Source organism: Arthrobacter jinronghuae, assembly GCF_025244825.1.
In the GTDB taxonomy this organism is placed as follows: domain Bacteria; phylum Actinomycetota; class Actinomycetes; order Actinomycetales; family Micrococcaceae; genus Arthrobacter_B; species Arthrobacter_B jinronghuae.
The window spans coordinates 1302162-1321199 of sequence record NZ_CP104263.1; the positions used below are offsets into that span (position 1 = coordinate 1302162).

At 67.9% G+C, this 19038-nt stretch carries 21 protein-coding genes; 18 read left to right on the forward strand and 3 right to left on the reverse strand.

What is annotated here, in order from left to right; translation table 11 throughout:
- Nucleotides 1–29 precede the first annotated feature (29 nt).
- From truB to N2K98_RS06075, 8 genes are all read left to right on the forward strand, one after another.
- Nucleotides 30–938 (forward strand): tRNA pseudouridine(55) synthase TruB, encoded by a 909-nt coding sequence (gene truB / locus N2K98_RS06040; RefSeq protein WP_255866443.1) that lies wholly within the window; start codon nt 30–32, stop codon nt 936–938.
- The gene (locus N2K98_RS06045) at nt 939–1307 is read left to right on the forward strand and encodes a hypothetical protein (protein ID WP_227924482.1); all 369 of its coding nucleotides are present in this window, start codon (nt 939–941) and stop codon (nt 1305–1307) included.
- A complete protein-coding gene (locus tag N2K98_RS06050; RefSeq protein ID WP_255866442.1) occupies nt 1304–1753 on the forward strand; it encodes a hypothetical protein in 450 nt (149 codons plus the stop codon). Before N2K98_RS06045 ends, N2K98_RS06050 begins: the two co-directional genes overlap by 4 nt.
- Before the next feature lie 83 nt (nt 1754–1836).
- Nucleotides 1837–2523 (forward strand): DUF4345 domain-containing protein, encoded by a 687-nt coding sequence (locus N2K98_RS06055; protein ID WP_255866441.1) that lies wholly within the window; start codon nt 1837–1839, stop codon nt 2521–2523.
- Between the two features lie 106 nt (nt 2524–2629).
- Complete coding sequence (locus N2K98_RS06060) at nt 2630–3613, forward strand: bifunctional riboflavin kinase/FAD synthetase (RefSeq protein ID WP_229953161.1); 984 nt, start codon at nt 2630–2632, stop codon at nt 3611–3613.
- 132 nt (nt 3614–3745) lie between these two features.
- Nucleotides 3746–4015, forward strand: coding sequence for a 30S ribosomal protein S15 (gene rpsO, locus N2K98_RS06065; protein WP_229953160.1), 270 nt, complete (start codon nt 3746–3748; stop codon nt 4013–4015).
- A gap of 349 nt (nt 4016–4364) precedes the next feature.
- Nucleotides 4365–6590 (forward strand): polyribonucleotide nucleotidyltransferase, encoded by a 2226-nt coding sequence (locus N2K98_RS06070; protein WP_255798996.1) that lies wholly within the window; start codon nt 4365–4367, stop codon nt 6588–6590.
- A complete protein-coding gene (locus N2K98_RS06075; protein WP_407080010.1) occupies nt 6591–7991 on the forward strand; it encodes a M16 family metallopeptidase in 1401 nt (466 codons plus the stop codon).
- 78 nt (nt 7992–8069) lie between these two features.
- Here N2K98_RS06075 and N2K98_RS06080 read toward each other — a convergent pair whose 3' ends face one another.
- Both N2K98_RS06080 and moaA read right to left on the reverse strand, forming a co-directional pair.
- Nucleotides 8070–8330 carry a MoaD/ThiS family protein gene (locus N2K98_RS06080; protein ID WP_255798997.1) on the reverse strand — a complete coding sequence of 87 codons (261 nt, stop codon included), beginning with the start codon at nt 8328–8330 and terminating at the stop codon, nt 8070–8072.
- On the reverse strand, nt 8331–9503 hold the full coding sequence (moaA, locus tag N2K98_RS06085) for a GTP 3',8-cyclase MoaA (protein WP_407080011.1): 1173 nt from the start codon (nt 9501–9503) through the stop codon (nt 8331–8333).
- 38 nt (nt 9504–9541) lie between these two features.
- Here moaA and modA point away from each other — a divergent pair, with 38 nt between their 5' ends.
- The 9 genes from modA to N2K98_RS06130 all read left to right on the forward strand — a co-directional run bounded on the left by modA (nt 9542) and on the right by N2K98_RS06130 (nt 16814).
- Nucleotides 9542–10333, forward strand: a complete 792-nt coding sequence (gene modA, locus N2K98_RS06090; RefSeq protein ID WP_255866439.1) for a molybdate ABC transporter substrate-binding protein — start codon at nt 9542–9544, stop codon at nt 10331–10333.
- Nucleotides 10323–11174 carry a molybdate ABC transporter permease subunit gene (locus N2K98_RS06095; protein WP_255799000.1) on the forward strand — a complete coding sequence of 284 codons (852 nt, stop codon included), beginning with the start codon at nt 10323–10325 and terminating at the stop codon, nt 11172–11174. The genes modA and N2K98_RS06095 overlap by 11 nt, the downstream gene beginning before the upstream one ends.
- Nucleotides 11171–12742 carry a molybdopterin-dependent oxidoreductase gene (locus N2K98_RS06100; protein WP_255866438.1) on the forward strand — a complete coding sequence of 524 codons (1572 nt, stop codon included), beginning with the start codon at nt 11171–11173 and terminating at the stop codon, nt 12740–12742. Before N2K98_RS06095 ends, N2K98_RS06100 begins: the two co-directional genes overlap by 4 nt.
- Before the next feature lie 44 nt (nt 12743–12786).
- Nucleotides 12787–14088, forward strand: coding sequence for a molybdopterin molybdotransferase MoeA (locus tag N2K98_RS06105; RefSeq protein WP_255866437.1), 1302 nt, complete (start codon nt 12787–12789; stop codon nt 14086–14088).
- A gap of 115 nt (nt 14089–14203) precedes the next feature.
- Nucleotides 14204–14629 (forward strand): cyclic pyranopterin monophosphate synthase MoaC, encoded by a 426-nt coding sequence (gene moaC / locus N2K98_RS06110; RefSeq protein ID WP_407080025.1) that lies wholly within the window; start codon nt 14204–14206, stop codon nt 14627–14629.
- A complete protein-coding gene (locus N2K98_RS06115) occupies nt 14626–15117 on the forward strand; it encodes a MogA/MoaB family molybdenum cofactor biosynthesis protein (protein WP_255866435.1) in 492 nt (163 codons plus the stop codon). The genes moaC and N2K98_RS06115 overlap by 4 nt, the downstream gene beginning before the upstream one ends.
- Nucleotides 15107–15544 carry a molybdenum cofactor biosynthesis protein MoaE gene (locus N2K98_RS06120; RefSeq protein ID WP_255866434.1) on the forward strand — a complete coding sequence of 146 codons (438 nt, stop codon included), beginning with the start codon at nt 15107–15109 and terminating at the stop codon, nt 15542–15544. The genes N2K98_RS06115 and N2K98_RS06120 overlap by 11 nt, the downstream gene beginning before the upstream one ends.
- A gap of 17 nt (nt 15545–15561) precedes the next feature.
- Nucleotides 15562–16320, forward strand: coding sequence for a 4-hydroxy-tetrahydrodipicolinate reductase (gene dapB, locus N2K98_RS06125; protein WP_255866433.1), 759 nt, complete (start codon nt 15562–15564; stop codon nt 16318–16320).
- 8 nt (nt 16321–16328) lie between these two features.
- Nucleotides 16329–16814 (forward strand): hypothetical protein, encoded by a 486-nt coding sequence (locus tag N2K98_RS06130; protein ID WP_229953151.1) that lies wholly within the window; start codon nt 16329–16331, stop codon nt 16812–16814.
- Here the strand turns inward: N2K98_RS06130 and N2K98_RS06135 are convergent.
- Entirely contained in the window at nt 16811–17998 is a 1188-nt protein-coding gene (locus N2K98_RS06135) for a heparan-alpha-glucosaminide N-acetyltransferase domain-containing protein (protein ID WP_255799009.1), read from the reverse strand. The two genes, N2K98_RS06130 and N2K98_RS06135, sit on opposite strands and share 4 nt — an antisense overlap.
- 117 nt (nt 17999–18115) lie before the next feature.
- Here N2K98_RS06135 and dapA point away from each other — a divergent pair, with 117 nt between their 5' ends.
- Nucleotides 18116–19033, forward strand: coding sequence for a 4-hydroxy-tetrahydrodipicolinate synthase (gene dapA / locus N2K98_RS06140; protein ID WP_255866432.1), 918 nt, complete (start codon nt 18116–18118; stop codon nt 19031–19033).
- The last annotated feature ends 5 nt before the right edge of the window (nt 19034–19038 follow it).

A 19038-nucleotide genomic window follows, 5' to 3' on the forward strand; every position in this document is an offset into this window, starting at 1 on the left:
GCCGCGTGCCGCAACATATACTGAAAGGCGTGAATTCAGGGCAGGTCCGTTCAGGACTGATTATTGTGGACAAGCCGCAGGGATGGACGAGCCACGACGTGGTCGGACGCCTGCGGAGGCTGGCAGGCACCCGGAAGGTCGGACACGCAGGCACCCTGGATCCGATGGCCACCGGCGTGCTGGTGGTCGGCATCAACAAGGCGACCCGCCTGCTGACCTACATTGTCGGCACCACCAAGACCTACGAGGCCACCATCCGGCTCGGTCAGGCGACCGTCACGGACGACGCCGAGGGTGAAGTCACCGCGGAAACCATTGCCGCCGCCGTGACGGACGAGGAAATCCGGGCTGCGGTGGCGAACCTGACCGGCGACATCCAGCAGGTCCCCAGCAGCGTCAGCGCGATCAAGGTCAACGGCGAACGTTCCTACGCGAAGGTCCGCGCCGGCGGGGAAGTGAACCTGCCCGCGCGGCCGGTTACCGTCTCCCGGTTCGAGGTCCATGACATCCGGCGCGAGAACGGCGGGCGGCTGCGCGACGTCGACGTCACCGTCGACTGCTCCTCCGGCACCTACATCCGCGCCCTGGCCCGTGACCTCGGTGCCGCACTCGGCGTCGGCGGGCACCTGACCGCCCTGCGCCGCACCTGCGTGGGACCGTTCAGCCTGGAACAGGCCTCCACCCTCGAGGAACTGGCAGAGGACCTGCGGGTCCTGGACCTCGACGACGCCGCCGCCGACCTCTTCCCGGTCCGCAGCCTGTCCGCGTCCGAAGCCGAGGACCTCTCGCACGGCCGCCGGATCGGCGCCACCGGCAACGGCCAGCCGGGACCCGTCGCGGCCATCGATCCGGACGGCCGGGTGGTGGGACTGCTCGAGGACAAGGGCGAGCAGGCAAAGGCACTGCTGGTCTTCACACCCGGAAACGAGAAGGCGTAAATGGATCCGCTGTTCCTGGTCGGTTCCCTCGTCTGCCTGGTGTCCGTGGTGCTGTGCATCGGTGCCGCCGTCCTGAAGCAGGGACCAAACGACCTCACCATCCTGTCCGCGGCCGCCGTCGAACTCTTCCTGCTGGTCTACGGCGCCGCTTCCCTGATCCGCCTCGCCGGCGGGGAGGGCATTGCCGGAGAAGCCTGGGAGTTCTGGGGCTATCTGCTGACCGCGCTGGTCATTCCGGTCGGTGCGGTCTGGTGGTCGCTCCTGGACCGGAGCCGCTGGAGCAACATTGTGCTTTCCGCCGTGGGAATCACCGTATTTGTCATGCTGTTCCGGATGGAACAGATCTGGGACGGAGCAACACTTCTATGAACCGCAGTACTAATCCCGACGACGCCGAATCGGCGGACAGCTCCGCTCCCGCGGCCCGCAATGCAGGGCCCGGCCGGCTGCTGGTAGCCGTTTACGCGATCTTCGCGTTGGCGGCGTCGGCCCGCGCTGCGTTCCAGATCCTCACCAAGTTCGAGCACGCGCCCGTGGCTTACCTGCTTTCCGCCTTCGCCGCCGTGGTCTACATCGTGGCCACCGTCGGCCTGGCCCGCTCCGGCGCCACCGCTTACCGGATTTCCGTGGCGGCAGTGGGAGTGGAAATGGTCGGCGTGCTCGCTGTCGGAATCTTCGGCCTGATCGACCCCGCCGCGCTGCCCGACGACACGGTCTGGTCCGGCTTCGGCAGCGGGTACGGGTATGTGCCGTTGATCCTGCCGATGGTCGGGTTGTGGTGGCTTTACCGGCACCGCGCAGACGCGCGCCGCTGAAATAAGTATGCTTACCTGTTCGGCGCGGGTGCGTGAGACGATGGCAGGAACAACTTCAGTTCCAACTCCGTCAAAGGGGAGCCATGAGCAACGCAGCGCCGACACCGGGCGACAGGAACAGCCCTTCGGGCACGGACGGGCCGGGAAGCCAGGCACCAAAGGCGCCGGGGACATCAGCGCCGGGGACATCAGCGCCGGGGACATCGACGCCGGGCGGGTCGGATTCCCCGACCCGCCGGACGCAGTCCGGCAAGCCGTCCGCCGGCAAGCCCGGCAGGGCAGGAAAGCAGCCGAAGGCGGCCAAGCCCTACAAGAGCAGTGACGACTGGGGCGTCTTCCGCGCCGTCGTCATCGGTGTGGGCATCCTGGTGGCCGGCTTCGGCCTCTACAACCTCATCACCGGCACGGCCGGCCTGCCGGACGGCGCCGGGGGAGAGGTCAATCCCACCCTGGAAAGCCAGTACCGGTTCTTCGCCGCGATGATGGTGGGCGTGGGCGCGGCATTCGTGGCCATTGCCGTGAAGTTCCAGTGGGCGAACATGCTCTGGCTCGTCTGCCTGATGGTGTTCCTGGGCGGCATTGGCCGTGTGCTTTCCTGGGCCTTCTCCGGAACCCCGCACTTCACGTTCATTGTGCTGATGATCGTTGAGCTGGCCTTCCCTCCGGCGCTGCTGGTCTGGCACCGGTTCATCGCCAAGACATCCGACCTGCGCCGCGAGTACAGCCAGCAGGCCGGGGGAGATACCGGGATTGCGGGCGGTTCCCGGTAAGCGTCGCAGATCGGACATAATGGATAGGTCCCGGCGCGGCGAAAGCCGCCCGGAAACCTGGACCAGCCGTTCGACCGGCGCTGGAAAATGCTGCTAAGGAGCCTGCGTGTACTACTGGAATGACCTGGCGGAAATACCTGCCGACATTGGTCCGACAGTAATCACCATTGGCAACTTCGACGGCGTGCATCTGGGCCACCAGCATGTGCTCAACCGCCTGGTCAAGGTGGCGCGTGCCCAGGATGCGGCCGCCGTCGCCATCTCCTTTGATCCCCACCCGGCGCAGGTACACCGGCCCCAGAGCGCACCGGAACTGATCATGGGCCTCGTGGACCGCGTGCAGGCGCTGGCCGACACCGGGCTGGACGGCCTGCTGATGATGCATTACACGCTGGAGCTGGCTTCCCTGACCGCAGAGGAATTTGTCCGCACGGTCCTGGTTGAGGCACTCCACGTCAAGACAGTCGTCATCGGCCACGACGTCCGCTTCGGACGGGGCAACGCCGGAGACCTGGACACCATGCGCGAACTCGGCCGCGAGCTCGGGTTCGCCGTGGAAGCGGTGGAGGATTTCGGCGCACTCCCGGACGGCCCGGACTCCGGCCGGCGCTGTTCCTCCACCTGGATCCGCGAAGCACTGCGGGAAGGTGATGTCCGCACCGCTGCCCGCCTGCTCGGACGTACCCACCGGATGCGCGGCGAAGTGGTGCACGGGGCGGCACGCGGCCGCGAACTGGGGTTCCCTACCGCCAACCTCGCCCCGGAGTCCTCAGGCCTCATCCCCGCCGACGGGATCTACGCCGGCTGGCTGGTGGACGAGGCCGGCGCCCGGTGGCCCGCCGCCGTGTCGGTGGGTTCCAACCCCACCTTCGAGGGCGTGAGCCGTCAGGTGGAAGCACATGTCATCGACCGGCCCGCCGAAGAGATCGAGGATTTCAACCTGTACGGCCAGCACGTGGTGGTGGAATTCGTGGACCGGCTCCGGGGCATGGTGGCGTACACCGGCCCCGAGGCACTGGTCGCCCAGATGCGCCTCGACGTCGAACGCACCCGCGAGGTCCTTTCGACAGAAAGCGGCACGGGCAGGTAAACTGGTTTCAAATTCGGCTGCGGTCCGTGGCGGCTGAATTTCTTTATGTTCCGGGGCTGACGCCCCAGGGCAGAAAGATTCCCGGCAGCGAAGTGCTGACTCGGGCCTCACGGCACAACTCTAGGAGTTACATTGGCACTCGATCCCGCCGTCAAGCAGGAAATCATTCGGGAATTCGCTCGCGCTGAAGGGGACACCGGTTCCCCCGAGGTTCAGGTTGCTGTGCTTTCACGGCGCATCCTCGACCTGACCGAGCACCTGAAGACCCACAAGCATGACCACCACACCCGCCGCGGCCTGATGGCCCTGGTTGGTCGTCGTCGTCGCATGCTGACCTACCTGCGCGAGACCGACATCGCCCGCTACCGTACGCTCATTGAGCGCCTCGGCCTGCGTCGATAGTCTTTGTGAAAGGCGGCACCTGTGCACTGCACGGGGAGCCGCCTTTTGCGCAGGCAGGCATGGACACCGGGAAAGCCGGAAGCGCACCTGTCTGATTTCGGTCTCCACCATAGGGGGGGCCGGCGAAGGTAGTTATGCAGTAAAAGAACCACAGAAGTAAAGAAGCACACATCACAGGAGTCAGCCAGCATCGCAGCATTCGCGGTCCTCGGTAGTGGTCTCCGGGAGAATCTGCCCGAGGACCTCGATCGAAGACCGGGTGTTGAACGTGCGGCCCGTGCCGCGCGGAAAGAAGTTCGATACGGTGCTGGGTGCCTCCGCCCACAGAAGAAACGGAGGTGACTCTCATATGGAGGGTCCCGAAATTCAGTTCTCAGAAGCCGTTATTGACAACGGCAAGTACGGCAAGCGCGTCATCCGGTTCGAAACCGGCCGCCTTGCCCAGCAGGCAGCCGGTTCGGCGATGGTCTACATTGACGAAGACACCGCCCTGCTCTCGGCCACGTCCGCCGGCAAGTCCCCGCGTGAAGGTTTCGACTTCTTCCCGCTGACCGTGGACGTCGAGGAGCGTATGTACGCTGCCGGCCGCATCCCGGGCTCGTTCTTCCGCCGCGAAGGCCGTCCGTCCACCGAAGCCATCCTGGCCTGCCGCCTGATGGACCGCCCGCTGCGCCCCGCGTTCGTCAAGGGCCTGCGCAACGAGGTCCAGATTGTGGTCACCGTCCTGGCGATCAACCCGGACGTTCTCTACGACGTGGTTGCGATCAACGCTTCCTCCATGTCCACCCAGCTGAGCGGCCTGCCGTTCTCCGGCCCGATCGGCGGCGTCCGCGTTGCCCTGGTTGACGGCCAGTGGGTTGCGTTCCCGAAGCACTCCGAGCTGGAGCGCGCCGTGTTCTCCATGGTGGTTGCCGGCCGCATTGCCGGTGACGACGTCGCCATCATGATGGTGGAAGCCGAAGCCACCGACAACGCCTGGAACCTCATCAAGGAAGAGGGCGCCACCGCCCCGACCGAAGAGGTTGTTGCAGAAGGCCTGGAAGCGGCGAAGCCGTTCATCAAGGTCCTGTGCGACGCCCAGTCGGACCTGGCTGCCCGCGCAGCCAAGCCCACCGTCGAGTTCCCGATCTTCCTGGATTACCAGGACGACGTGTACGAGGCCGTTGAAGCCGCTGCCGGCGAGAAGCTGGCCAAGGTCTTCTCGATCGCCGACAAGCAGGAGCGCGACGCCGCTGCCGACGAGCTCAAGGACGAAGTCAAGGCCGCACTGGCTGAGAAGTTCGAAGGCCGCGAAGGCGAAGTTTCCGCTGCTTTCCGCTCCGTCACCAAGCAGGTCGTGCGCCAGCGCATCCTCAAGGAGCAGGTCCGCATCGACGGCCGCGGCCTGACGGACATCCGTCAGCTCACCGCCGAGGTCGAGGTCCTGCCCCGCGTACACGGTTCGGCCATCTTCGAGCGCGGCGAAACCCAGATCATGGGTGTCACCACGCTGAACATGCTGAAGATGGAACAGCAGATTGACTCGCTGTCGCCGGTAACGCGCAAGCGCTACATGCACAACTACAACTTCCCGCCGTACTCCACCGGTGAGACCGGCCGCGTGGGTTCGCCCAAGCGCCGCGAAATCGGCCACGGCGCACTTGCAGAGCGCGCCCTGATGCCGGTGCTGCCCACGCGTGAAGAATTCCCGTACGCCATCCGCCAGGTCTCCGAAGCCCTGAGCTCCAACGGTTCCACCTCCATGGGTTCGGTCTGCGCCTCGACGCTGTCCATGCTCAACGCCGGTGTTCCGCTGCGCGCTCCGGTGGCAGGCATCGCCATGGGCCTGGTCTCCGACCAGGTTGACGGCGAAACCCGCTACGCAGCCCTGACCGATATCCTCGGCGCCGAAGATGCTTTCGGCGACATGGACTTCAAGGTCGCCGGTACCTCCGAGTTCGTCACGGCCATCCAGCTGGACACCAAGCTCGACGGTATCCCCGCCTCCGTGCTGGCAGCAGCACTGAAGCAGGCCCGCGAAGCCCGCCTGCACATCCTCGACGTGATGCAGGCCGCGATCGACGCACCGGACGAGCTCTCCGAGTTCGCCCCGCGCATCATCTCGGTCAAGATCCCCGTGGACAAGATCGGCGAGGTCATCGGCCCGAAGGGCAAGATGATCAACCAGATCCAGGAGGACACCGGCGCTGACATCTCCATCGAAGATGACGGCACCGTCCTCATCGGCGCAACCGACGGCGGCTCCGCCGAGGCTGCCCGCTCGGCGATCAACGCGATCGCCAACCCGCAGGTCCCCGAGATCGGCGAGCGTTACCTCGGCACGGTAGTCAAGACCACCACGTTCGGTGCTTTTGTCTCCCTGACCCCGGGCAAGGACGGCCTGCTGCACATCTCCGAGCTGCGTAAGCTCGCCGGCGGCAAGCGCGTGGACAACGTCGACGACGTCGTCTCCGTGGGCCAGAAGGTCCAGGTGGAAATCACCAAGATCGATGACCGCGGAAAGCTTTCGCTCTCCCCGGTGGTTGCTGAAGACGCCGAAGGCGAAGAAGCAGCAGAAACCGAGTCTGCAGAGTAAATGCCGGACTACTCCGATGGAAACCGTCCCGTGTCCCCTTCCTCACCGAAGGGGCACGGGACGGTTGTCCAGCTTCCGCTGACCACTCTTTCCTCCGACCCGACCCTTGTGGTCGGAACTCCGGGAGGCGCCGTCGTGCGCCGTTCGGTACTGCCCGGCGGCGTCCGGGTCCTGACGGAGGAAATGCCGGGCCAGCGCAGCACGGCCATCGGATTCTGGGTTGGTGTCGGCTCGCGGGATGAAGCCGCGGGCCGGCACGGCTCCACACACTTCCTTGAGCACCTGCTGTTCAAGGGCACCAGCCGCCGTTCGGCGCTGGATATCGCCTCGGCGTTTGACGAGGTGGGCGGCGAGTCCAATGCGGCCACCGCCAAGGAAAGCACCTGCTACTACGCTCGGGTGCTGGATACCGATCTTCCGATGGCCATTGACGTCATCACCGACATGGTTACGTCTGCCGTCCTGGATCCTGAGGAACTGGAACAGGAACGCGACGTCATCCTCGAAGAGATCGCCATGGACAATGACGATCCGGCCGATCTCTGCCACGAAAAGTTTTCCGAAGCCGTCCTCGGCGACCATGCCCTCGGCCGTCCCATCGGCGGCACTCCCGATGCCATCCGGAGCGTGTCCCGCGAAGCGGTCCTTGACCACTACCGGCGGTACTACCGTCCGGAGGAACTGGTAGTCACCGCTGCCGGGGGACTGGACCACGAGCAGGTCTGCGCACTCGTGCTGCAGGCGCTGCAGACCGCCGGCTGGGAACTGGACCCGGCGGCAACGCCTGCGCCGCGCCGGGACACCGCGCCGGCGTCGATCTCCGGCACCGCCGGCGTCCACGTCATCAACCGTCCGGTGGAGCAGGCCAACATCGTGATGGGCTGCCCCTCGCTGACCGCAACGGATGACCGCCGCTTTGCCATGAGCGTGCTGAACACGATCCTCGGAGGCGGCATGTCCTCCCGCCTGTTCCAGGAGATCCGCGAGAAGCGCGGACTGGTGTACTCCACCTACTCTTTCTCGGCGTCGTACGCCGACGCCGGCTACTTCGGCATGTATGCAGGCTGCTCGCCCGCCAAGACCCGGCAGGTCATCGACCTGCTCGGCAGCGAACTCGAGCGGCTGGCCGCCGACGGCGTGGAGCCTGCCGAACTGGCCAAGGCCCTGGGCCAGATCTCCGGCGGCATGGTGCTGGGCCTGGAGGACTCCGGCTCCCGGATGTCCCGCCTGGGCCGGGCGGAGCTGGTCAGCGGCGAGTTCATCGACATCGATGAGTCCCTGCGCCGGATCCATTCAGTCACGGCGGAACAGGTCCAGGAGCTGGCCGTAGAACTGGCCGCAGCCCCCCGCACCATCACCGTGGTGGGCCCGTTCGAATCAGCGGCGGAACTGGGCTTCTAACCTCTTTGCGAAAGGCACACCCGGCGCGGACCGCGTCCCGGGTGTGCCTTTGCCGTTTAACCGCCGCCGCTCCTGCGCCTATCCGCCCGCGAAGGGCGGGAGGATGTCCACAACGTCTCCCGGCTGCAGCAGCAGGTCCGGGTTCCGGGCCGCCGTTTCGTTGACCAGGAACGTACTGCGGGCAATCACCGTACCGAGCGCCGGGACGCCTGCGCCGGGCGACGGGTACCGGGCGGCAAGTTTTTCCGCCAGCTCGGCCAGCGTCAGCGGCCCTTCATCCAGGTGTTCTTCTTCCGTGCCGGCTGCTGCCTTCGCAGCGCCGAAGTATCTGATCAGCACTTAGCCGCCTATCGCGCTCATGGTTCGTTCGGGCTGGACATAGTCGGAGTCGCCGAGCCCGGTATGGCCCATGCCGTGTGCCTTGGGCTTGCCCCACATGGCTTCCTGCCAGCGGCGGACGACGGCGTCGTCGTCCACACCGCTGCGCAGCAGCGCCAGCAGGTCCGTCTCGTCGTGGGAAAACAGGCAGCTGCGGACCTTGCCCTCGGCAGTGATCCGGGTCCGGACGCACTCTGCGCAGAAAGGTTCGGTGACGGAAGCAATGATGCCGACGGTCCCGACAACCGTTGCCGGGTCCGCATGCCGGCGGACCTCCCAGCGCTGCGCCGGTGCGCCGTTGCGCTCCCGGGAATCGGGGGTCAGGACGAAGTCCCGTTCCAGCAGGGACCGCATCTCGGCGGCGGTGATCATGCCGTCCCGCGTCCAGCCGTGGTCCGCATCCAGGGGCATCTGCTCAATGAAACGCAGTTCGAAGCCGCGGCTGACCGCCCACTCCAGCAGGTCCGGCGCCTCGGCGTCGTTGATTCCCCGCATCAGCACGGCGTTGATCTTGACCAGGCCCAGGCCCACCCGGGCGGCTTCCTCCACCCCGCGCAGCACCCGGTCCAGGAACGGGCGGCGGGTGAGCTGGGCAAAGGTGTCCGGGTGGAGGGAATCCAGGGACACGTTGATGCGGGTCAGGCCGGCGTCCTTCAGTGCCTGGGCTTTCTTGTCCAGGCCGAGCCCGTTGGTGGTCAGGGAAATCGGCAGTTCCGGGTGGTTGGCACGGATACCGGCAACAATGTCCACCAGGTCCGCACGGACCAGCGGTTCACCGCCGGTCAACCGCAGCTCGCGCACACCCAGCCGGTCGACGCCGAGGCGGACGAGGCGGACGATTTCGTCCCGGGCAAGTACTTTGTCCCGGGCCAGCCAGTTGAGCCCTTCGGCGGGCATGCAGTACGTGCAGCGCAGGTTGCATTTGTCCGTCAGCGACAGCCGCATGTCCGTGGCGCGGCGGCCGTGCCGGTCCAGCAGACCGTCTGCCGGGGAAAGCGCCAGGGCAGACGCGGGGGAGGGCAGCGCCGAGACGGCAGCGGTAGAACCGCTGCCCGGTGCCGCGGCTTCGGGCGGGCTGATTTCTGGTGTACTGGGGGAAGGGCGTACTGCAGGCATTCCCAGCTGTGTTCCCATTCCTCGAGGTTACGCCTTTTGACAGTTAGGCTCTATAAATGCGCTTTGTTCCCCGGGGCCGCCGGACTTTGGCAGCGTGCGCCGTGATGGTTCTAGCCGCTTCCGCAGCCGCATGCACCTCCGCGGACACCACCGGCGCCGCCGACCGCAGCGGAACCGGCATCACGGTCTTTGCGGCTTCCTCGCTCACGGACGTGGTTGAGCAGCTGAATGCGGCTTACGACGGCGGCGGGCGCCTGCGCGTCAACATCGGCTCCAGCAGCCAGCTCGTGGCGCAGCTGCAGTCCGGCGCGGAAGCGGACGTTGTGATTACAGCCGACCTCGAGGCACTCGAACCCCTGCGGAACGGACTGGACCGGGAGACGGTGCTGGCCAGCAACAACCTGGTGCTGGCCCTGGCCGCGGACAACCCCGCCGGGATCCGCGTATTACGCGATGTTGCGGGCGACGGCGTTCGGGCAGCCCTGTGCGCACCCTCCGTTCCGTGCGGGCGGGCAACATCGCGGGTCCTCGAAGCAGCCGGTGTCGCTGTTCCCGCACCGAGCCTGGAGGACAGCGTCCGTTCGGTGCTGACCAAGGTAACCAGTGGCCAGGCAGATGCCGGGTTTGTCTACCGGACCGATGCCCTGGCCGCAGCCGGGTCCGGCGTGACCTACCTGCCGCTGGAGGATCCCGCCCCTAACCGGTATCCGGCGGGACTGACCGCCGAAGGAGCCGGCAATCCCGACGCGGCAGCATTCTACGAGTGGCTTATCGGCCCCGAGGCGGCAGGCATCCTTGCCGAGGCGGGGTTCGGTCCGGCGGACCCGGGGAGCAACGATGCCCCTTAGGACGCGGGAATTCGAAGCGGCGCCCGGCTCGGCGTCCGCCATGAGCCGGGAGGCACGAGCCACGACGCCCGCCTGGCTGTGGCTGCCGGCCGGCATCGCCCTGCTCCTGTGCGCCGGACCCGTCGCGGCGCTGCTGCTCAACGTCCCCTGGACGTCGCTGCCGGAACTGCTCGGCTCCGACGCGGCCCGCACGGCATTGGGCCTCTCCCTTGCCACCTCGGCCGGCTCCACGCTTCTCTGCGTACTGCTGGGGTTGCCGCTGGCCGTGCTGCTCAGCAAACTGGAGGGCCCGTGGATCCAGTTGATGCGCGGAATCCTGCTGATCCCGCTGGTGCTCTCACCGGTTGTCTCCGGCATCGCCCTGCTGTATTTCTGGGGCCGGCAGGGGATTGCGGGAAAGCTGCTCGGCACCGTGGGACTGGACGTGGGGTACTCGCCGGCCGCCGTCGTTATTGTCCAGGTGTTTGTTTCCCTGCCCTTCTTCGTGGTCGCGTCGCTGAACAGCCTGTCCGCCGTGGACCGGGACCTGGAAATGGCCGCCGCCACGTCCGGGGCAGGTCCCACCGCGATCCTGCGCCACATCACCTTGCCCCTGGCGCTGCCAGGCATCGTGGCGGGCACGTTGCTGGCCTTCGCCCGGTCGCTGGGCGAATACGGGGCCACCATCACCTTCGCGGGGAGCATCGAGGGGAGCACCCGGACCCTGCCGCTGCAGATCGAACTGAGCCTGAACTCCAACCAGCCGCAGGCGGCCCTGGGCATCTGCCTGATGCTTATTGCCCTGTACCTGCTGGTGCTGCTGCTGGCCCGGATCGCCACCGGACGGCTGCTGCCGCGATGAGCACCCGTGAACGGCGCACCCGGGGCTCCGCCGCAGGTCCGGAGCGGGCCAACCGGCGGTGGTCGGCGGCCGCGGGACTGGTCGCCGCCGGACTGGGCGTGGCCGCCGGTGAGCTGCTCGCCGCCATCGCCAGCCCGTCGCTTTCCCCGGTGTCCGCCGTCGGATCGGTGGTCATCGACTTCGTTCCCGGCCCGGTCAAAGACGCCGCAATCAGCCTCTTCGGGACGGCGGACAAGGCCGCGCTGCTGGTGGGCATGGGTCTGGTCATCGCCCTTGCCGCCGCCGCAGCGGGTGTCCTGGAGGTGCGCCGTCCGCCTACGGGTGCGGCGGTCCTGGGCCTCTTCGGGGCAGCCGGCCTGGCCGCCGTCCTTACCCGGCAGCAGTTTTCGCTGCTGGCCCTGCTGCCGCCGCTGGCCGCCGGCGTCGTCGCCGTCCTGGTCCTGCGGGCGCTTACGGCGCGGATCCGGAACCTGGCCGCGGCGCAGACGAACGACGACGCCGCGGTGCGCCGCCGTACCGTAATAACCTCGGTGGGCGGGGGAGCGGCGGTGGCCCTGCTCGGTGCCGCGCTGGCCGGCATAGCCCGCGGGGGACAGGTGGGCGTCACGGCCCTGCGCGAAACGGTCCGGCTGCCGGTACCGTCCCGGCGTGCGGCAGCAATACCCGCCGGGGCCGAGCTCGCCGTCGACGGCCTGGCGCCGCTGGTGACACCCGCTGCCGATTTTTACCGGATCGACACGGCCCTGAGGGTGCCGCTGATCGACCCGGCGGATTGGCGGCTGCGGGTCACCGGCATGGTGGACCGCGAAGTGGAACTGGACTACGCGGAACTCCTCGCTGCGCCGCTGCAGGAAAGCTACGTCACCCTCGCCTGCGTTTCCAACGAGGTGGGCGGAAACCTGATCGGCAACGCCCGGTGGCTGGGAATGCCCGTCAGAGAGGTGCTGGCCCGGGCAGGCGTGCAGCCGGGCGCGGACATGGTGCTCTCCACAAGCCGGGACGGGTGGAGCGCTTCCACCCCCTTGGAAGCACTGACGGATGACCGGGATGCGCTGCTGGCCGTGGGCATGAACGGGGAACCGCTGCCGCTGGAACACGGTTTCCCCGTCCGGCTGGTCGTACCCGGACTGTACGGATACGTGTCCGCCACCAAGTGGGTCACCGAGCTGCGGGTCACCCGGTTCGCGGACGAAACGGCTTACTGGACGGAACGCGGCTGGGGCGAGAGCGGCCCGGTCAAGCTCGCCTCCCGCATCGACGTTCCCGGCCGTGCACCGGTCTCCGCCGGCACGGTCACCGTGGCCGGCGTGGCGTGGGCGCAGCACACCGGCATCAGCGCCGTGCAGGTCCGCGTGGACGACGGCGGCTGGCAGGACGCGGAGCTGGCTCCCGGGATCTCCGCGGACACGTGGCGGCAGTACCGGATCGCAGTGGAGCTGGCACCGGGCGGGCATGACACCGCGGTCCGGGCCGTGGATGCAAACGGCGTGCGGCAGGCGGAAGAAAAACGGCCCGTGCTTCCTGACGGAGCCACCGGCCTGCATACAATTCGGGTGACGGTGCGCTGAGTTTTTCTCGTCCCTCGACACCGTCCCATCTCCCAAGGAGGACCATGTCGGTAGAACCGGCTCCACAGGGTGTCCCGGCACGGGCATCCGCTGCTACTGCCGGACCCCGGACGGTGGCGGCACACCGGCAAGCCGTGGAGGACCTCCTGCGGACCTGGTTCCGGGACCATCCGCCCGCCCACGAGACCGTGGCGCTGAACGCCGCGGCCGGGCGGCTCCTTGCCGCCGAAGTGCGGGCACCGGGGAACCTGCCGCCCTTCACAAACTCGCAGATGGACGGTTACGCGGTCCGTGTTGCCGATCTGGCCGCCGGGAACCAGCCGGCCGATCCCGGCAGGGTCCGCCTGGCCACGGCCGCACCTATTCCGGCCGGCTCGGCAGCGCCGCCGCTGCTTCCCGGCACGGCCGCCCCCGTTATGACCGGTGCCATGCTGCCCGAGGGTGCCGACGCCGTCGTCCCGATCGAGGCATGCACCCCCGATTATTTCCTGCCCGCAGGACAGGCCGGCAGCACCGTGGCGGTCCCGGCGGATGTGTCCCCCGGGCAGTTCGTCCGCAGGGCGGGCAGCGATATTGCCGCCGGCACCCCGGCACTGCCCGCCGGAGCCGTGCTGGGTGCGCTGCAGCTGGGCCTGCTCGCGGCCCTCGGCCTGGACCGTGTAGCAGTCCGGGCCCGGCCGCGGGTGCTGCTGCTGACCACCGGGGACGAAGTCATTGAACCGGGCATACCGCTCGGGCCGGGCCAGATCCACGACGCCAACACCACCCTGCTCCGGAGCTCCTTGCAGGAGGCAGGCGCCGAGGTGCTCCGGTCCCGGATCCTGGCCGACTCCCCGCAGGAGTTCACCGACCGGCTCCGTGCCGACGTCGCCGCCGACACCCCGGACCTGGTCCTCACCTCGGGAGGCATCAGCAAGGGAGCCTACGAGGTGGTGCGCCAGGGCCTCGCTGCGCAGGACGTGGCGTTCCTGTCCGTGGCGATGCAGCCGGGCGGCCCGCAGGGCATCGGCACGGTGGACGGCGTCCCGTTCCTCGGGTTCCCCGGCAACCCGGTCAGCTCGCTGGTGTCCTTCGAGATGTTCCTGCGCCCGGCCCTGAGCGCCGTCACCGGTGCCCCGCGGCCCCGGGCGGAAGTGCCGGCCCGCCTCACCGCCCCGCTCGGCAGCCCGGCCGGCAAGCACCAGGTGCGCCGCGGCCGGTACACGGCCGGAACGGTGGAGCCGGTGGGCGGACCCGGGTCCCACCTGGTCCATGCCCTCGCCTCCTCCAACGCCCTGATCTCCGTCCCCGTGGGAACCGAGCACCTCGAGGCCGGCGCAGAAGTGACAGTATTGCTACTGGAATAACCGCAACTGTGTCCTGCCCGGACGCCGTGCCCGAAAGGACCCTGCCGTGAGCGCCGAACCCGAAGACCTCCACCCCGCGGGACTGACCCACGTCCGCGAGGACGGCTCCGCGCACATGGTGGACGTATCCGCCAAGACCGAAACCACGCGCCAGGCAACGGCGCAGGCAGTGCTGCGCAGCACCGTCGAAGTGGTTCGCCTGATCGCCGACGGCGGGCTGCCGAAGGGGGACGCACTCGCCGTGGCCCGGGTTGCCGGCATCATGGCCGCCAAGCAGACGTCCAACCTCATCCCGCTGTGCCATCCGCTGCCCCTGACGAAGGTCACCATTGACTTCACCCCGCGGGAGGGCGACGTCGTCGTGGAAGCCACCGTGAAGACCAAGGCACTCACCGGCGTCGAAATGGAGGCGCTGACCGCCGCCTCCGTGGCCGCGCTGACGCTGTACGACATGATCAAGGCCGTGGACAAACATGCCCGCATCACCGACATCATGGTGCTCGCCAAGTCCGGCGGCAAAAGCGGAGACTGGGCGTTGTGAGCACTCCGTCACCCCGCCGCACCGCAGGGGTCCTGATTGCCTCCACCCGCGCGGCGGCCGGGACCTACCAGGATGAATGCGGCCCGCTGATCGCCGACTGGCTCTACGCACTGGGCTATGACATTGTGCTGGCCGAAGTGGTGCCCGACGGCGTGGAGGTCGCCGCGTCGCTGCAGCGCATCCTCGCGCTGGAACCTTCGGTGCTGCTGACCAGCGGAGGCACCGGGCTCAGTCCGGACGACGTCACCCCCGAGTCCACCGAGCCCCTACTGGACCGCCACGTGCCCGGAGTCATGGAAGCCATCCGCGCCAAGGGGCTGGCCTCGACGCCGATGGCCGCCATCAGCCGCGGGTTCGCCGGCACCGCCGGCCGCACCTTCGTGGTCAACCTGCCCGGTTCCCCGGGAGCGGTGGCGGACGGACTTGCCGTACTGGAACCGATCATCGGCCACATCTGCGCCCAGCTGGAGGGAAAGCGTGAACACTAGCGAAGTTGTCCATGCCACGGTTTCCGCGGAGCCGCTGAGCAGCGCCGAGGCCGAACACGGCGCATGGTCGCCGGACTGCGGCGCGGTGGTCCTCTTCAGCGGCATCGTCCGCAACCACGACGACGGCAAGTCCGTCACCGCCCTCGCCTACAGCGCCCACCCCACGGCACAGTCCGTGCTGGGCGAGGTGGCCGCCCGAATCGCGGCGAAGTATGACGGCGTCCGGATCTGGGTGGCCCACCGCACCGGAGACCTGGAGATCGGCGACGCCGCCCTGGTGGCGGCCGTCGCCTCGGCCCACCGGGGCACCGCGTTTGCGGCCTGCTCCGAGCTCGTGGACACGGTCAAAGCGAACGTGCCCATCTGGAAGGAGCAGGGCTTCACGGACGGCAGCACCGAGTGGGTGGGCGTCAGCGACCGGCCCTGACCGGTAATCTGGAGCCTATGAGCGAAAAACTTGCCGTAGCGGTCCTCGGGGCCGCAGGCCGCATGGGGTCCGAGGCCGTTGCCGCCGTCGAGGCCGCCGAAGACATGGAACTGGTGGCAGCGCTGGGCCGTACCGACCCGCTGGAAACCCTCGTCTCGGCCGGTGCCCGGTACGTGGTGGACCTGACCGTGCCGGACAGCACCGAGGCCAACGTCCGCTTCGCCGTCGAACACGGCATGCACGCCGTCGTCGGCACCACCGGATGGGATGCCGAACGGCTGGGCCGCCTGGCGGACCTGCTGGAAACGTCCCCCGGAACCGGTGTGCTCATCGCTCCGAACTTCGCCCTTGGCTCGGTGCTGGCCTCGGCCTTCGCTGCCAAGGCCGCCCGCTACTTCGAATCGGTGGAACTGATTGAGCTGCACCACCCGGACAAGGTGGACGCCCCCTCGGGAACGGCCGTACGCACCGCCCAGCTGATCGCCGCCGCACGCGCCGAGGCCGGCGTGGCTCCCTCTCCGGATGCCACCACCAAGGCGCTGCCGGGAGCGCGCGGCGCGGAGGTGGACGGGGTGCACGTGCATTCGGTGCGGCTGCGCGGGCTGGTGGCCCACCAGGAAGTGCTCCTGGGCGGTCCCGGCGAGCAGCTGACCATCCGGCATGATTCCTTCGACCGCGCCTCCTTCATGCCCGGTGTCCTGCTGGGCCTGCGGCAGGTCGCCGGCCATCCCGGACTGACCGTCGGACTTGACGGCTACCTCAACCTGAACGACTAAGGAACACGTTGTCTTTCTTCACCGGCCTTTTCTCCAACCGCGCCAAGCTCGGCGTGGCCCTGGTGACCCTGCTGCTCTTCTTTTACCTGGTGGTTTCGGGGCAGCGCGGCTGGCTGCTGCTCACCTCTGACGAGATTCCGGCCAAGCTGATGGGCCTTGCCTATCTGGTGCTGCCCGTGGTGGGCGCCTGGGCGCTCATCCGCGAACTGATGTTCGGCAACCGGACGGAGCAGATGGCCCGGATCCTTGCCGAGGAAGGCCGGCTGCCGGTGGATGACCTCCCGCGGACGCCTGCGGGGCGGATTGTGCGGGAAGCCGCGGACGCCCAGTTCCCTCAGTACAAGGCCGAAACCGAGGCGGCGCCCGAGGATTGGCGCAGCTGGTTCCGGCTGTCCTGCGCGTACGACGCCGCCGGGGACCGTACCCGCGCCCGGCGCACCATGCGGCAGGCCGGCAGGCTCTATGCGGGAACCCGGAACCAGCCCGGAGCCTAGCGCTTCTGCCGGGCCGGGGCCGAGGTCCGGCCGCCCTTGCCGCGGGCCAGCCGGGAGGCACCCGAGGTGACCAGTTCCAGCGGACCGCGTGCGTCGATGCGCTGGAACAGTACGGCCAGCACCACCAGGATCGCCACTTGGATCCAGTACACCGGCATCGGTTCCAGGGGCGGGCTTTGCTGGTCCACCATGGTCATTATCCACACGTGCAGGCTGTAAAGGGTGAGGGTCATGGCGCCTGCCGCGGACAGGGGCAGCAGGAGGAGCGGCCGGGCACGTGTCAGCAGCAGGCAGACGCCCAGCACGGCGGCGGCAGCGCCGGCGGTGTGCAGCATGTCCAGGCTGGTGTTGGAGTGCGGTCCCGACAGGGCGAGCCACCACCAGGAACCGGTCTGCTCCACCGAACTGAGATTGACCTCCAACATCCGTGCCAGCGGCCACTGCTGCCCGGACTCCGTGGCCCGGAGGACATCAAAACCGCCCAGCTCACCAAGCAGGTAATTGGAGATCAACTTGGCGGTCACGGCGGCAAACACCCCGCCCGTGAGCAGTCCCACCTGCACCGGCAGGCTGGTCAGGGCCAGGCGCCCGATCACCAGCCCCAGCAGGATATAGCTCAGCCACTGCAGCACCGGATAGAACCCCGTGACGAAAACGTCCGCTGCCAGCGCGGCGGGGGAGAGGAACGCCTCCCAGGTGATGTTCCCATTGATGTCCGACGGCGACAGGTTCCGGATCAGCCAGTCCCGCACCACGTAGGCAAGCACCGGGGACAGCAGCAGCCAGGCCCCGGCCCAGACGGCCAGCCGGCGCAGCGGCATGCCCAGGAACGGCAGCGCCAGCAGGAACAGGACGGCGTAATGGAAGAGGATGACGGCGATGGTGGTTTCGAGTCCGCCAAGGATCAGGCCGACCAGGGCGATGATCAGTGCCCGCACCGCAATTCCGCGCCGGTCCCGGTTCACGGCCTTCGCCTCATGGGGTTCGCTGCCGCCGGTCAGCAGCGCCAGCCCGACGCCGGCAACCACCGCGAACAAGGCCGAGGAACGTCCGGAGAACACCAGCCCGGTCAGGCTGGGATCGCCGGTTTCCTGGTTGTAGAGCGGCAGCACGTGCGTGGCGATCATGCCCAGCAGGGCGATTCCGCGGGCAGCATCGATGCCGGTCAGGCGGCGTTGGTTCATGCACAGAATCGTCTCACAGGACATTGCAGGCGGCCGTCGCCGCCCTGAAGCTCGGCCGGCTTCCACTTCCTACGCCTTGTTGTCCCATTGCGCTGCGTAACGGGTAACGTTTTACCCATGGATTTCCAAAACAGCACGCTTCCTTTCGGCACCCTCGTCACCGCCATGGTGACCCCGTTTACCGAGGACGGCGAAGTGGACTTCGATGCCACTGCCTACCTCGCGAACAAGCTCGTCGAAGACGGCTGCGACGGTCTGGTGGTTTCCGGCACCACCGGTGAAACCTCCACGCTGGAAGACAGCGAGAAGGAAGACCTGTTCCGCGTGGTTGCCCAGACCGTCGGCGGCCGCGCCAAGGTCATTGCCGGCACCGGCACCAACCACACGTCCCACTCGGTGGAGATGGCCCGCCGTGCCGAGCGCGCCGGCGTTGATGGCCAGCTCGTGGTTACTCCGTATTACAACAAGCCCACGCAGGCGGGCGTGATCGCGCACTTCGACGCCGTCACCGCCGCCACCGACCTGCCGGTCATGGTGTACGACATTCCCGGCCGCGCCGGCATCGCCCTGAGCACCTCCACTATCTTCCGCCTGGCGGAGAACCCCCGGATCCTGGCCCTGAAGGACGCGAAAGGCGACTTCGCCGGCATCACCCGGGTCCTGGCCAACACCACCCTGGATGTATACGCGGGCGACGACGGCCTGACCCTGCCCTGGATGGTGGCCGGCGCCGTCGGCGTCGTCAGCGTGTCCGCGCACGTGGCCACCGCGCAGTTCCGCGCCCTGGTCGACGCCGCGGCAGCAGGGGACTTCGCCACCGCCCGCCGCATCCACTTCGAACTGGATCCGGTGGTCCGTGCCGTGATGACCCACATTCCCGGCACCGTTTCGACCAAGCAGATCCTGGCCATGCAGAAGGTTATTCCCACCGCAACCGTCCGGCTGCCGCTGGTGGCGCCCGACGCCGTCGAAATGGAAACCATCCTGACCGATCTGGCAGAAGCCGGCATGGACTTCTCCCGGACCGAGGCGTAAGCAAT